This window comes from Gammaproteobacteria bacterium, from assembly GCA_022340215.1.
Lineage (GTDB): Bacteria > Pseudomonadota > Gammaproteobacteria > JAJDOJ01 > JAJDOJ01 > JAJDOJ01.
Map to the genome: position 1 here is coordinate 1 of JAJDOJ010000025.1, position 15,243 is coordinate 15,243.

Sequence of the window (15,243 nt, forward strand, 5' to 3'; positions counted from 1 at the left end):
GAACTGCGAAGCAGTGAACGGCTTGGGCAGGAAGCCCAAGACCGGTGCCCAAGCAAAGCAGGGACAGCGCCGCGCCGGGATCGTTCGTCATCAAGGCGCGACATCAGGCGCATAGTCGAACTATGTCACTGTTGTCGCAACACAGAGGACGGACGAAAAGACAAGCAGGATGGTATGTCATTTGACAGAAATCGCCTAAGTAGACCAGAACTCGCGGTGGCGCCGCACGCTCTCACGTCGATCGATCACGACCTCGATCAGGTTCGCGCCGGGCAGGGAGATCGACCGGGAAAATGCCTCGCCGAAACCGACCGCATCGTCCACACGACTGTAGCCGATGCCGTATAGCGAGGCGATCTTCTCCATATCCAGGCCGGTGGGCGTCAACCAGAATCGTTCGAACTCCGGGAGATCCGCCTGAGGCAGATAGGAAAATATGGCGCCGCCACCGTTGTTGAAAACCACCAGGGTGACATCGCGTTCCCTCGCCAGGAGTAACCCGTTCATGTCATGGTACAGCGCCAGGTCGCCGAGCAGCCCCACGACGGGCGAACCGGCGCCCACCGCCATGCCCGCGGCGGTGGACACGTTTCCGTCGATCCCGCTGGCGCCCCGGTTTCCCGCCAGCTCCAGCCGGTGTGGCAACGCGCCGGAAAAGCTGTCGACGTCGCGGATAACGGTGGAGTTCCCGCAGAAAACCCGGGCCCCTTCCGGCAATGCGGAAAGTACCCCGCGAATCACCTGCGCCTCCACCGGCAGGGAACGGTCGCCTCCCAGACGTTCACGCTCCCGGCGCTCCGCCTCGTGGAACCGGGCTTCCCATTCGACGGGGCCGGGTGGTGGCGCTGCCTCGCGAAGGGCCGCACAGATCTCGGACGGATCCGCGTGTAACACCTGCGTTACGCTCAGGGTGGGGTCCGGCCAGTCGCCGCAGGGCGATACGAGAATGTGCGCCGCATCTCCCGCCTCCTGGAGATAGCGCTCCAGCGCGCGGGACACGGGCGCACCACCGAATCTGAGGACCCACTCCGGACGCGAGCCCCCGCCAAACCCGGGCCCGCGAAGAAAGGTGTCGTAGTGGGTAACGAGGCGCCTGGATCGATCTGCCCCGAAACGCAGCCCGGACAGCGGGTCGGCCAACACGGGACAGTGCAGTCTGTCACCGAGTGCGACTATCTCGCCCGCGAATCGGTCCCCGAAACGCCCCCTGCCGCAAACGATGAGCCCAGCTTTACCGCCAAGCGCGTCACTGATCCCGGAGATCGCGGTGGGCGCGGACACGAGACTCGGACGGCCAGTCACGGTGGGCGGCTCGGTTGCTACCCGGAGGCCGATCTGAGGCGCGCCGCCATCCGCGAGCAGCGGCTCCCTGAGCGGTACATTGACGTGCACCGGGCCCGGAAGAGGCCAGCGACTGAGGTCCGTCGCGCGTGCCGCGTCGAAACGCAGACGGCGAAACATCGCCGGCGCCGGATCCGCATGCGGCAACTGTACATACCCGCGAACGTGCGTGCCGAACATCCGACCCTGGTCGATGGTCTGGTTGGCACCGCAGCCTTGCAGTTCAACGGGACGGTCCGCAGATAGCAGGACCAGTGGCACGAGGTCCAGTGAGGCCTCGATCACGGCGGGATACCAGTTTGCGGGTGCGGACCCCGAGGTCGCGATCACTCCCGCCGGTCCGCCGAACGCCCTGGCCATCCCTAGGGCACAGAAAGCGGCCGACCGCTCGTCCGGCGACACCGCGGTCTTCAGTCCCTGGAGATGCCGGCAGGCCAGGGCGAGCGGTGTCGAACGCGATCCCGGGGAGATGACCCACCCGGCGACCCCCGATTTGGCGAACGCGGAGATCAGCTCGATAGCCCACTCTAGGTTCAGCCTGCCGATGTCCATCAGAGCGGCTCGAACGACACGACGAAACCCGCCCGACTACGCACCTTTGGCAGGTTCGACGTCGGTCACGCCCAGGACCTCGAGCATCGAACGCAGCTTCCACTGCGTTTCCTCGAACTCCGCCCCCGGTTCCGAACCCTCCACGATCCCAGCACCGGCGAAGATGTCCGCCGCCGATCCCTGCACAAGGGCGCAGCGCAGCACCACCGACAGCGTCCCGCACCCCGCGGGATCGATCCAGCCGATCGCCCCCGTATACCAGCCGCGCGACTCCTCTCCATGCCGCTCCAACCAATCGATCGCCGGGCGACTCGGCGACCCCCCCACTGCCGGCGTGGGATGCAGCGCCGACGCGAGTTCCAGCAGGGAAACACCGTTGCGCGGCTTCCCCGCGATCCGGGTCCACAGGTGTCCCATCCGCGCGAAACGCACGACAGAGGGTTCAGGTGCGTGGTGGACGTCTCGACAGCAGGATCGCAGCGCCTCGGCGATGGCGTCGACCACCAGCGCCTGCTCCCACCGGGATTTCGCGTCCTGGGCAAATGCGCTGATGCGGTCCTGCGCGGCGGTTTTCGCCGGGAACAACCGCGTTCCCGCCACCGCGTCACTCCAGACGGTCCCGCCACGAAAGGAAACGAGATGCTCGGGAGAACTGCCGAACAGGGTCGAACCTCCCATCGTCACCGCAAACTGCACCCGCCCTGGATTCGGTCTCGCAAGGCCCTCCAGGATTTCGGGTGTGACGCGGATTCCCCGGCCCTCGACGCGGGCGCGACGGGACAGAACGACCTTGTCGAACGTTCCCGCGCGGATTGCCGCCACCGCTTCCGAAACCCTGTCCTCCCAGACGCGTCGATCGAGTCCCGACACAACTTGCAGAGCGGACTTCGAATCGCCGGACTCGCGTACGGTCGGGGGACCGTCGAACAGCGTCGCCGCGTAGCGCATCCACTCCCTGCGCAATCGGTCGGCTTCCCCGACGGCACGCGTGGCTTCGCCCGTAAACGTGACTGCGCAGGCGTCACCCCGAGTCTCGTAAAGCAACGAAGGGACGGTCAGTATCGCGTTGGGAAATCCCGTCCAGCGTGATTGCATCGGGTCGCCGGGATCAAACGCGAACCCGGTGAAGGCGCGCGGCGACAGCGCGGTGTGACTGTCGCAGCGGTGGTACCACCGCTGCGACAGTCGCTTCAGCGTGGCGTCCAGTTGTTCGATACGATCGTCACCGGTTGCCTCGCGCACGAAGGCACGACCGAGCCCGAGCCTCACGCACCCTTCCTCGGGATGGGCCCAGAACAGTGCCCCCTCCTCGACCGCGGGCATTCGGTGGACCGGGATTCGCGGTGAGGGCAATGTCAGACTGACAAGCCCCTTGGTTTGGCCGATGCCGGCAACAGAACCGAGGAACGCGTCCAGATGCTGCTCCAGATCCGCCAGAACGCGGGTTACCCCGATCGCGTGAGCTGTCATCTTGAACAAATCACCATCCCCTCATCCAGGAGACATGAAACCCCTGACTAAGGCGATTTCTGTCAAATGACATACCATCCTGCTTGTCTTTTCGTCCGTCCTCTGTGTTGCGACAACAGTGACATAGTTCGACTATGCGCCTGATGTCGCGCCTGGATGACGAACGATCCCGGCGCGGCGCTGTCCCTGCTTTGCTTGGGCACCGGTCTTGGGCTTCCTGCCCAAGCCGTTCACTGCTTCGCAGTTCACCCGGCGCAATCTGGTATGCCATTTTCCGGCAATCGCCTAAGATCCCTGCGGTAACTCGGTCAAATGTGGAAGCGCAGAGGCGATGATTTCAACCATGACCTGCGGTGCGAGTCGCGAGGAATTCAGAACCATGTCGTAGGCAACGGGGTCGTTGATGTCCCTGCCGAAGAGGGATTGCGTGTATCCGGCACGCTGCACGTCGATTTCCGCGACCCGACGACGCCCCATCTCCTCGTCCAACCCGTGTCGCCTGACGTAGTTGCGCACCCTGATATCAAAGGGGGCGACGATACGCACCCGGCATGCCTCGGTTCCCTCCAGGATGAAATTCGCGCCCCTTCCGACGATGACGCCGCCGCAGCGGCCAATGCCCAGAATCACGGCGAACAGGGTCTTGCGGTACGTCTGGCTGAACTCGCTCTTGCGCGTGACGAGCCTTTCCAGCCAGTTGGTGCGCAGACCCTGCACGTTTTCGTCGAGCCGTTTCAGCAGGTAGGGCTCGACGCCGATCGCCTTCGCTACCTCCTCGACCAGCGACCTGTCGAAGCAACGCACGTTGAGCTTCTCCGCCAGACTGCAGGCAACCGCCTTGCCCTGAGATCCACAATCCCGCGATACGGTCACCACATACCGCCTGCGATCTGCCGGCCCGTGCCGCTCGTGCGCAAACAGCAGCTCCGCGTTGACCAGGGCCTGAATGATCGCGTGGCTGTCGATCGTCACGACAATGCGGTCGGACCACAGATCCGGCAAACCATTGCCCCTTGAGGCAGCCTTCTCAACGCTCTTCTTCCATGTCGATAATCCACAGGGGCATTCGTGCGCACAGATCCCGCAGCCCTTGCAGTAGTCGTAGTCGAAGACGTAGTGGCTTCCTTCCTCGGCCACTTACTGCGTCTTCAACACGGCAACGTCCGGGCAGAGCGTCCAGCAGTTGTCGCACGCAAGACAGTTTCCGCAGGAGAAACAACGGCGCCCCTCGCCGTGCACCTGCGACTTAGGCGATTTCTGTCAAATGACATACCATCCTGCTTGTCTTTTCGTCCGTCCTCTGTGTTGCGACAGCAGTGACATAGATCGACTATGCGCCTGTTGTCGCGCCTTGATGACGAACGATCCCGGCGCGGCGCTGTCCCTGCTTTGCTTGGGCACCGGTCTTGGGCTTCCTGCCCAAGCCGTTCACTGCTTCGCAGTTCACCCGGCGCAATCTGGTACGCCATTTTCCGGCAATCGCCTTACCGAGACCCTGCTCGATCTCCTCGCATCCGGTCCGCTCGGCCACGGGCAGGACCGGTTCCCGGGGACGCGGCACACGCTCGAAATAGTTCGTATTCAGACAGGGAAACGCGACCGGTTCCGAACCGTCCCTCGCCAATTGCCGCCGTCGCCAGCAGGTACGCCGCGACCATGTTCCCCTGCCCAACGCGGCCGTGTATGCGAATCTCGATCATGGTTCCTCTCATCGGCTCCTGGCACTCGCACGGCAAGCGTCCAGGCGAATTCACCTCCGGGCGAGTTTAACAAATCCGAGGTACGCGTAGGCGCCGCCGGTCCCGGCATATGCGCCAGGCCGAACTGGCCTTCTCCCGGGTCGAGGACCTGGGCCGGGGCCGAGGAACATCGCGCGCTGCACCTGAAATACAAACCGAACGACAGCGCCAGGGAACGGGAGGCCGCGATGCATCGCGGCGCGCAAACCCGGCGGCGAATCATGCAGCCCAGTCTGTCGTAGTGCATGACCTTCGGCGGTCCGGCGCCCCGGGTCTGACGGCCGACACGAGGCGCGCGGCCAGCCCGGCGCTATTCCCCGACCCGCGAATGTAAGGCCCCGAACGAATCAGAGGTGGGGCAATAGTCCCTTGACCGAGAGGATACCGGCCGCCGCCAGCGCGGATACGGTCAGGACGTTCCAGCGTTCCCGCTTCTCGATGACGAGCAGCTCGCAGGCGTACCAGAGCACGATCAGCTTGACGATCAACACCCCCGTGGTCCGGTATCCGCCGAAAATAAGCGAGTACACCAGCCCGGTCACCATGATAAACACCATCAGGTAGTCCATCGCGGTCGTCTGAAACTCGACGCGTCGCCGGCCCGGATTGAAGCGCACGGCTACCGCCACGCTCAGGGCCATGAGAAAGAAGTAGACGGCCTTGAACTCCGGCAGCCATAAGGACACGAATCTCGGAAAGTCGAGCTGCAAAAATACCACCACCGACGCCAGCACGAAAATCAGGGAACGTAGCAATACCGATCGCGTCGTGCCGGCGAACAAGGGCTCAATCAGCAACAGGACGAAGACCAGCGCCGCACCCAGCGCAACGTCGACGGGAACCTCCTGCACCAGAAAGCTGCCGAAGATCAGGTACGCAGGGACGGCGAAATCCAGATAGCGCCGGGGCGCGACGACCAGCACCATGCGGCGCGCCCGCGCGAGCGTGTTGTGGACGTTTTCCGCGTCTTTGTCCGTGTCGGCGCGCCATCCGGACCGTTCAGCCAGGTTGAGGGGGATGAACAACGACGCCAGCACCGCCACGTAACAGGCGAGGATGAGCCATTCGTTCTGATGGCGCAGCAGCATTCCGCTCGCGACCAGCAGGGTCTGCACCGAGTAGATGATTACGACCGATTCCTGGTGCGCAAAGCCCAGGTCCAGCAACCGGTGGTGCACGTGATTGCGCGTGGCGAGGAACCAGCTCCCGCCACCCTGGATACGCTTCTTCAGCACCACCAGGATATCCACGACGGGCAGACCGATCAGCAGCAGCACCGCGGCGGAATTGATGGACGGATCCAGACGCTGGGTCAGCAGCACCGCCAGAAATCCCACCGTATAGCCGAGAAACTGACTGCCGCCATCCCCCATGAATACCGTTGCGGGATGGGTGTTGTAACGCAGGAATCCCAATATCCCGCCGATCGCCGCGAACGCGATGACCAGGGCCAGGTGTCCGCCCGCGATCCAGCACAGGAGCCCCATGGCACCGATACTGAGCAGCGACTCCCCGGCCGCCAGCCCGTCGAGCCCGTCGGAATGATTGAGGGCGTTGATCACACCAACCATGGCGATGACGGTGAAGGGAATTCCGATGGCTGGAGACAGGTCGTCCACGCCGATAAACGGCAATGAGGTTACATAGAGCCCACCGTAACCCACAAGGATCCCGACCGCGACGAACTGACCGATAAACTTGGCCCAGTGCCCCACCTCCCTGCGATCGTCCCAGGTTCCGAACACGAACAGGACGACAGCGCCGATGATATAGGCATGGACCAGCGAATTGTCACCCGCAACATAGAGGATCGGCAGGAACGCACCAAGGAAGATCCCCCATCCGCCAACCCGAGCGATTGGCGTCACGTGGACCTTTCTCGGGTCGGGTTTGTCGATCATCCCCAGTCTCGGGGCGAGACGCACCATCAGGGGGACGACCGCCAGGCTGATCGACATCGCCCCGAAAACGATGAGTACATAGCTCATAGAACGAGCAAGCCGCAGATCCGCAGCCGGGAAGCCGCCCTGACGGAGGCGGTCGAAACAATGCCGGTCCGGGGTTCTGTATGGGTCAAACGCCGTGTAAGGTGCATTCGTTCTTCTTCGGATTCATGCTTCTTCGGATTCATGGACCGGCAAGGTCCGGGCCCGTCGACGGCTTGCGGGTCCCTGCTCGCAAGAAGTCGCATCGACAATAAACCGAAGGGGTCAAAATATCAAAAAGAACCTCAGGACACCTCCACGATGTCTTGACGAATTCGCCCTTTGGGTCCTTAATAATATAAGTAAATTCTGATCGCTTTGGCCTCAAGCAACATCGCTGCCGGAATTCGCAACATCGATCGGGGTCCGCCCTTGCGGCGACCGCAGGGAAGTACAAATGTCCCAGCCAGCCGAAGCCGACAGCGCCAGCAGCTCGATTATCGCGCGTGTCTTCCGGCGTTCACTCCTGTCGATCCTGCTGCTGGCCGGCGGTACCATGCTTTGGGTCAACAGACCCGGCCGGAGACTCGAGGCCGGGATCGAGGCGAAACAGACTCAGCATATCACGCAGGAAACGGATCAGGGAGGCAGGACGAGTTGAAACACGGCAGGTTTCATTCGAGGGGGGCAATGGCGATCATCGCCATGCTACAACCGGCGATGGCCATCGCGGCCACACAGGCATTCGAGGACCTCGCGGCCGAAACGGGCCTCGAATTCGAGTACTTCAACGGGATGACAGGCGAGTTCTACTTCGTCGAAAACATCGGCGGCGGCGTGGCGCTGTTCGACTACGACAACGACGGTGACCTCGACGTCTACCTGACACAGGGAACGATGCTGGGCACGGCCAAGACCCATGCGGATGCCCTGTACCCGCCTCCCGAGGGCCTTGAGCTGAACGACCGGCTGTTTCGCAACGATCTCGTCGTGGACCAGGACGGGACGCGAAGGCTGCATTTCACCGACGTGACCCGTGAAGCGGGGCTGGACGTGCGGGACTATGGGATGGGTGTCGCGGCCGCGGACTACGACAACGACGGAAACACCGATCTGTTCGTCACCAACTACGGGCAGAACCGACTCCTGCGAAATCTCGGCGACGGCAAGTTCGCCGACGTCACGGCCTCGGCTGGGCTCGCGGGTGAGAGCTGGGGCGTGAGCGCCGCATTCCTGGACTACGACCGGGACGGCCATCTCGACCTCTATATCGGCAACTATGTGCAGTTCGCCCCCGAGAAGAACAAGGCGTGTTTCGCGCTGAATGGGGCGCGGGACTACTGCTCGCCGCAGTTCTACGAAGCGCTGGGCGACCGGCTCTACCGCAATCGGGGCGACGGCAGCTTCGAGGATGCTACCGTCAGCGCCGGCATCGACAAGGCGACTAGCCCTGGGCTGGGCGTCGTCGCTGTGGACTTCAACGGTGACGGCTGGACCGATATCTACGTCGCCAACGATGGCCGGCCGAACCTGCTGTGGGTCAACCAGAAGGACGGAACTTTCAAGGACGATGCCTTTCTGGCTGGTGTGGCGGTGAACATGGAGGGGGCCCCCGAAGCAAGCATGGGTGTCGACGCGGCGGACTTCGACGGGGACGGCGACGAGGACCTGTTCATGACTCACCTCCTCGGTGAAACCAACACGATCTACGTGAACGACGGCCAGGGCTGGTTTGAGGACCGTACCCCGGCGACCGGCCTCGGCGCCCCGAGCAAGGGATTTACCTCCTTCGGTACGATCTGGTTCGACTACGATAACGACGGCTGGCTGGACCTGTTTATCGCCAATGGCGAGGTGCGGGTGATGCCGATCCTCGCCCGGTCGGGGGACACGTACCCGTTGCACCAGCCCAATCAGTTGTTCCGCAGCCTCGGCACCGGGAAGTTCGAGGAGGTCACGGAAAGTGCCGGGGAGGTCTTCGGGCTCTCCGAGGTCAGCCGCGGCGCGGCGATGGGCGACATCGATAACGACGGGGACCTCGACGTCGTGGTCGCCAACAGCAACGGGCCGGTCCGGCTGCTGATCAACAACGTCGGCAACGGTAATCCCTGGATCGGGTTCCGACTGCTGGATTCACGGGGACGGGACGCCATCGGTGCGAGTATCGAGGTTACCAGGAAGCAATCGAAACCGCTGCGCCGCCGGGTCAGGACGGATGGAAGTTACGCATCGGCAAACTCGCCCCGCGTGCTCGTAGGACTGGGGGAGGACCCGGTGATCGAGCGCATCACCGTACGCTGGCCGAGTGGGCGGACCGAAACCTGGCGGGAGCTGGATCCCGGCCGCTTTCATACCCTCACCGAGGGAGAGGGACAAACGCCGGAGCAGGAAAAAGCCCCGAAGAAACCGGATTGATGAAATGACAGGAAATCGCAGAATACGGGCGATACCCGGACATGACGGAATGACCGCTTCGGCGTCGGAGATCCGACCGGCCTGGGCACTCGCGGCGCTACTTCTCGTGAACCTGCCGGCAACGGCCTGGGCCGGATCGACACCCGGGGCAGTACCGCTTACGAATCCCGTTACGATCACGAAGGGCGAGAATACGTATCGACTGGCGGCGTTGCCCGTGCCCGACCTGTCGAAGACCGAGGAGGCGGTCAGACGGACACTCGAAGAGACTCGCGAGAGCCTCGCCACGCTCACCGGCAAGGAATCCGATACGGGCAAGCTCGCGGCGGCCTGGGGACGGCTAGGCGAGTTGTATCACGCCCACCACGTCTACATCCCCGCCGACCCCGCGTATGCGAACGCCAGCAGGCTGGATCCCGGGAATCCCCGTTGGCTTTATCTGCGAGCCTGGCTGGCCGAGCAGACCACGCGCTCCGCTGATGCGATCCGCTACTACAACCGGGTGCTGGAGCTTGACCCTGGCCACGAGCAAGCCCGCTTGCGTCTGGCCCTGACATACATCGACGACAATCAGACGGACAGCGCGCGGCCGCTGCTCGAAGAACCCTTCAAGACCCCCGGCATGGAGGCGGCGGTCGACTTCGGCCTCGGCCGGATGGCCCTGCAGGAAAGGGACTATGAACGTGCGGCCGGGCTCCTGGAACGGGCGCTGGAACTGCAGCCCCATGCCTCGCGCACCTTCGCTCCCCTGGGAATCGCCTATCGGGGTCTGGGAGACGTCGAAGGCGCGCGGCGAGCACTGTCCCAGTACGGAGACGGCAAGCCAAAGATCCCGGACCCCGTCACGGACCACCTGGACGCCCTGTTGACCGGCGAACGCACTCAGTTTCACCGGGGTCTGGTAGGAATTCAGGAGGGACGCTACGACATCGCGGCCAAGGCCTTCGGAGATGCGGCGGCGGCGGATCCCGACAACATCGATGTCCGGGTGAGCTACGCCCGGGCGCTATATCTGGAAGGTCGGAAGGATGCGGGTGGCGCGGAACTCCATGCGGCGCTTGAAAAGGACCCGGATCACGCGATGGCGAACTTCTTCTACGGTCTGCTTCTGGCCGGGAACGGGAAGCGGGATGAGGCGATTGCCAAATTCGAGAAAACACTTGCAAGCGAACCGGAGCATGCCGGGGCCAATCATTTCCTGGGGATGGTCCTGATGGAAACCGGCGACTATGAGGCCGCGGCGCGCCACTTCGAAGCCGCCGCACGGGCAACCCCCTCGGACAATACGGCACGTGCCATGGGCGCCATGGCAGTCCTGCGCGCCGGGGCACCGCATACCCGGGCGATCGCATTGCTCGAGGAGGCGTACGAAGTCGAACCCAACAGCACGTTTTTCGCCTATGCGCTGGCCTGGCTGCTCGCCGGCAGCCCGGACGAAACCGTCCGGGACGGACCCCGTGCGCTCGAACTGGCCGAAGCGCTGGTCGAGCAACAGGACGGTCCCGGCAACGCCGAGGTCCTGGCCATGGCCCTGGCAGAGACAGGCCAGTACGAGGAAGCCGAAGCCTTGCAATCGCGAGTCGTCACCGCGGCGCTCCAGGGCGGGCGTTTCGACCTGGCACCCCGGCTTCAACGCTGCCTGGAGTCTTACAGAAGCAGGAAGGGCTGCTATCACATCTGGCAGGAGAACGACCCGGTCTACTACTCGCCACCCTTGGACCCCTCCGGGCCATTTCGGGACTATCCGACGACGAGCCCGTACTGACTGACGGTGTGTCGCGTGCCCTCGCTTCCTACGATGCAGCATTGGAATGCGTTTCCTGAGCCGTGACCTTCCGATCCGCTCGAGGATACTCCGACGAAATGAGCGCAACGCCAGCGACACAGCGTAACAGAGGGCAGGCGCGGCCCCACAGCCGCCCTTTTCCCGGAACATCGATCTTGCGATTGCCACTGCTTGTCGTATTGCTGGCGGCACTCGCCCTCGGCGCCTGTTCGCGAGACGATCATTCTGCGAAGGACGAAACGACGCAGCGTTCTCCCGAGGTCAGCGGTCTCGATCCGGACCTCGTAGCCGCGAACAACCATGGTGTCGGCCTGATGGGCCAGTTCGACTACGCCGGCGCGCAGAAGGTGTTTTCCGATCTCGCCGCGCGCCACCCGGAACTCGACGAGGTCCAGATAAACCTCGCCATCGCGACCCTGAACCGGCAGAACGACGGCGACGAGCAGGCGGCGCTGGAGATCGTGGAGCGGATCGGCACAGCCGACCCCACCCGGCTGCGCGCCCGGTATGTTGCCGGTCTGTTGAGACTCTACCTGGCCACCCCGGAGTCCGCCCTGCCCCATCTTCGGGCGGTGGTCGAGGGCGATCCCGACGACGCCTATGCCGCCTACTACCTCGCTCAGACACTCGCCCAGGCCGGAGATTACGAGACCGCCATCGCGCGGTATCGCGATGCGTTGCGGCTCGACCCCTATCTCAGAAGCGCCTACTACGGCGCCTTCCAGGCGTTGCGGCACCTGCGCCGCGCGGACGAGGCCAGGGCACTGATCGACGCATACCAGCGTCTGGCAGGCAACCCCAGGGCCCGTCTGGCGGAGTTCAAATACACACGCATGGGTCCCAAGGCCGACGCCCTGGCATTCGGGGTAACCGAAAGCCCGCCTTTGCCGCGTCCGGAGGGCCCCCTTTTCTCGCCGCCGGTCGATATCGTCGCCCCGCTGACGCAGGCCGCCGGCGATTCGCGGCACCGGGGCATCAACGCGACGGACGTCGATGGAGACAGCCGAGTCGATCTGTTTTTCGCAGGCCGCGGCACCCATCCCGGGGCTTTCAATACCCTGTTGTCAGACCCCGGCGGTGCAGAGGACTCGGCGGTTGCCGGGTTCCCGCCAGCTAGCGTCGACCGCGTCAACGCGAGCGTGTGGGGTGACATCGACAACGACGGGCTTCGCGACGTCTATCTCCTGCGAAACGGTGGGAATCGGCTCTGGCGTCAGGTGAATCGGGGCGAGTGGGAAGACATCACCGAAGCCTCCGGCACCGGGGCAGGGGAATTCGACACGGTGGATGGCGCGATGTTCGACGCCGATCACGACGGCGACCTGGACCTCTTCGTCGTGAACGCGAACGGACCCAACGAATTACTGAACAACAACCGGGACGGCAGCTTCCGGGCAATTGCGGCGGACCAAGGCATCTCGGGCACCGGTGGCGGATCGAGGCAGGTCCTGCCCGTCGACCTCGACCACGACCGGGACGTCGACCTGGTCGTGCTCAACGCGAATTCGCCCCACGAGATCTACCTCAACGACAGGCTCTGGAACTACCATGCGGCGCCGGGGTTCGATCGGTTCCGAGAGACACCCGCGATGGCCCTGATCTCGACCGACCGTGATGCGGATGGCTACGTGGAGCTGTACACCCTGACGCCCGAAGGCACGGTGCTGCAATGGGATCGCGGGGCCGACGATCACTGGTCGCCAAGAACCTTCGGCACGGCCGGGGTGGCGGAACCGGCATGGGGCCAGCTCGCCGCCTTCGATGCCGACGGTGACGGCCGCCCGGACATCCTCGCGGCCACCGCCGGCGGCTGGATCATCCTGGGGGCGGGAGACGCGCGGCGCCGCCACGATGCGGCGCCCGGAGAACCTCTTGCGGGGCTCACTCCCATCCTCACCGACCCGGACCACGGGTACTCGATTATCACCCTCACCGCTTCGGGAAGGATTTCCCTCTGGCGCCCCGGCAGCGGGCGCTATCCGTTTCTGGCGATGCGTTTTAGCGGCAGGGAAGACAAGGCGAACTCGATGCGCTCGAACGCCTCCGGCATCGGGACGACGGTGACGGTGCGAAGTGGCGACCGATGGGCGGTGCTGGATTCCTGGCGGTTGCTTTCAGGCCCGGGCCAGGGCCATCAACCCCTGGCGATCGGACTCGGCGGCGCGACGGCCGCGGACTTCGTCGAGATCGACTGGTCGGACGGCGTCTTTCAGAGTGAGCTCGCCCTGAGCGCCGGTCCCGTTCACACCATCACCGAAACGCAGCGGCAGCTCTCGAGCTGCCCCGTGCTTTTCGCCTGGAACGGTGAGCGATTCGAGTTCGTCAGCGACCTGCTGGGCGTTGGCGGCATCGGCTACGCGGTCGGGCCGGGGGAATACGGTGAACCTCGCCCCTGGGAGAACTACCTCCTGCCGGCCGGCTCGCTCAAACCGGTGGATGGCCGTCTTGCGTTGAAGATCGCCGAGCCCATGGAAGAGGCGGCCTACCTCGACGCGGCTAGACTGGTGGCCATCGACCTACCCCCGGGTTGGCGAATGGTGCTGGACGAACGGTTGCGGACCGGCGGACCGGCTCCCACGGGTGAGCCGGTTTTCTACCGCGAAGAGATGCTCCCGGCGGCGGCGACCAACGACCGCGGTGACGACGTACTCGCAACGATCCGGGATCGGGACGGGATCGCGGCACCCGTCGGAGAGCTGGACGAGCGGTTCATCGGCCGGCTGGCCGAGGAGCACGTCCTGACGCTGGATTTCGCCCGGCCGCTCGAACATCCGGGGACCAAGGCAGTGCTCGTCGCCGACGGCTGGGTCGAATATCCCTACTCCCAGACCAATTTCGCGGCCTGGCAGGCGGGCGCACGCTTCGATCCACCGACCATCGAGGCGCGCGGCCCCGGCGGGGACTGGCAGGTGGTCCTGCATGAATTCGGGTATCCCGCGGGGATGCCCAGACGGATGTCCGTCCCCTTATCCAAGCTGCCCGCCGGCACCACATCCTTAAGGATCCGCTCCAACGTGGAGGTGTACTGGGACCGCATCGCCGTCGCATTCGCCGAACCGCCGCCGGGCGTTCGGCGTTCGTCCCTGCCACTGCTCGAGGGCCGGGTCGCGCGAACCGGATTTGCGCGGCGGACGACCTATCCGCAGCGCCGCCCCTGGTACGACTACCAGGACCGCGCCCCTTTCTGGGACACGCGTTACCTCGCCGGCAGCTATACGCGCTTCGGACCCGCGCGGGCGCTGGTGAGCGAGGTCGACGACGCGGTGGCCATCATCGGACCCGGAGAGGAGGTTCATCTGGAGTTCTCCGTCCCCGCGGATCCGGTCGAACGCGGCTGGTCCAGGTACTTCATCCTGGAAGCCAATGGATGGGCTAAGGACATGGACCTCTATACCCGGGACGGGGACACGCTCGGCCCACTGCCGGATACCGGGAAACCGGCCGGCCCGAGGGACACGCTGCACGCCCGATACAATACCCGCTATATGGAGGGGCGCTGACCGCCTCGGTCTCCGACGATACGCGTGATCTTAGCCTCACTGGTCTGCAACAGGCCGGACTCGGCCAAGCGCGGAAGCAGTGCGCGCCAGACCGGATTGCGGGCAAAGACCTCGTCTGCTTTTCCGCCTCTCTGCGATAGATGAGGGAGGAACCGTCGTACCTGGGGTTTCACCCCTTTGAACGGCCCCGTCGCCACGTCGCATGCATGCGCCCAACACTTCTCCGTCGCATTGTTCGTCGATCGCGAACATCACGCCCGTCCCGGTGACTGGCAAGGGCTCGTTCACTCTGGTCTCCAGGGTTGTCCTCTATTTTTTCAATCAGTTACGCTACTTCCTGATTGAATGAATCGTGTTGGCACGCATGCTGCATCAGTCAAGGTCATGGACGGCTGACCGTTCATTCGTCTCTGAACCCTTTTGCACTCGTTCGAAACAGGAGAAACCCCATGTTGACGATCAAAGACCTCGCAGACAGCAAGACCCTGGACCGCGACGCCATGGCCTCGGTCGCC

Annotated in this window: 9 protein-coding genes and 2 pseudogenes; 4 read left to right on the top strand and 7 right to left on the bottom strand. The window is 64.1% G+C overall.

Going from position 1 to position 15,243, the window contains the following annotated elements:
• Positions 1 to 195: 195 nt before the first annotated feature.
• The 7 genes and pseudogenes from menD to LJE91_01625 form a co-directional block, all read right to left on the bottom strand.
• Positions 196 to 1,893, bottom strand: coding sequence for a 2-succinyl-5-enolpyruvyl-6-hydroxy-3-cyclohexene-1-carboxylic-acid synthase (gene menD / locus LJE91_01595; protein ID MCG6867450.1), 1,698 nt, complete (start codon positions 1,891 to 1,893; stop codon positions 196 to 198).
• A gap of 36 nt (positions 1,894 to 1,929) precedes the next feature.
• Positions 1,930 to 3,363, bottom strand: a complete 1,434-nt coding sequence (locus tag LJE91_01600) for an isochorismate synthase (GenBank protein ID MCG6867451.1) — start codon at positions 3,361 to 3,363, stop codon at positions 1,930 to 1,932.
• A 285-nt stretch (positions 3,364 to 3,648) separates the two neighbouring features.
• The gene (locus LJE91_01605; protein MCG6867452.1) at positions 3,649 to 4,239 is read right to left on the bottom strand and encodes a cytidylate kinase-like family protein; all 591 of its coding nucleotides are present in this window, start codon (positions 4,237 to 4,239) and stop codon (positions 3,649 to 3,651) included.
• 177 nt (positions 4,240 to 4,416) lie between these two features.
• A pseudogene (locus LJE91_01610) lies at positions 4,417 to 4,593 on the bottom strand (4Fe-4S binding protein).
• A 100-nt stretch (positions 4,594 to 4,693) separates the two neighbouring features.
• Positions 4,694 to 4,987, bottom strand: coding sequence for a hypothetical protein (locus LJE91_01615; GenBank protein ID MCG6867453.1), 294 nt, complete (start codon positions 4,985 to 4,987; stop codon positions 4,694 to 4,696).
• A pseudogene (locus tag LJE91_01620) lies at positions 4,971 to 5,063 on the bottom strand (pyruvate oxidoreductase subunit gamma). The gene LJE91_01615 and the pseudogene LJE91_01620 overlap by 17 nt, the downstream one beginning before the upstream one ends.
• 386 nt (positions 5,064 to 5,449) lie before the next feature.
• Entirely contained in the window at positions 5,450 to 7,090 is a 1,641-nt protein-coding gene (locus LJE91_01625; protein ID MCG6867454.1) for an undecaprenyl/decaprenyl-phosphate alpha-N-acetylglucosaminyl 1-phosphate transferase, read from the bottom strand.
• Between the two features lie 394 nt (positions 7,091 to 7,484).
• On the opposite strand from LJE91_01625, the gene LJE91_01630 reads away from it, so the two are divergent.
• The 4 genes from LJE91_01630 (at position 7,485) to LJE91_01645 (ending at position 14,728) form a co-directional block, all read left to right on the top strand.
• On the top strand, positions 7,485 to 7,688 hold the full coding sequence (locus LJE91_01630) for a hypothetical protein (GenBank protein MCG6867455.1): 204 nt from the start codon (positions 7,485 to 7,487) through the stop codon (positions 7,686 to 7,688).
• 29 nt (positions 7,689 to 7,717) lie between these two features.
• The gene (locus LJE91_01635; protein ID MCG6867456.1) at positions 7,718 to 9,442 is read left to right on the top strand and encodes a CRTAC1 family protein; all 1,725 of its coding nucleotides are present in this window, start codon (positions 7,718 to 7,720) and stop codon (positions 9,440 to 9,442) included.
• A gap of 49 nt (positions 9,443 to 9,491) precedes the next feature.
• Positions 9,492 to 11,207: a tetratricopeptide repeat protein gene (locus LJE91_01640; protein ID MCG6867457.1), complete on the top strand. Its 1,716-nt coding sequence runs from the start codon at positions 9,492 to 9,494 to the stop codon at positions 11,205 to 11,207.
• A gap of 176 nt (positions 11,208 to 11,383) precedes the next feature.
• Positions 11,384 to 14,728 carry an FG-GAP-like repeat-containing protein gene (locus LJE91_01645; protein ID MCG6867458.1) on the top strand — a complete coding sequence of 1,115 codons (3,345 nt, stop codon included), beginning with the start codon at positions 11,384 to 11,386 and terminating at the stop codon, positions 14,726 to 14,728.
• Positions 14,729 to 15,243 lie beyond the last annotated feature (515 nt).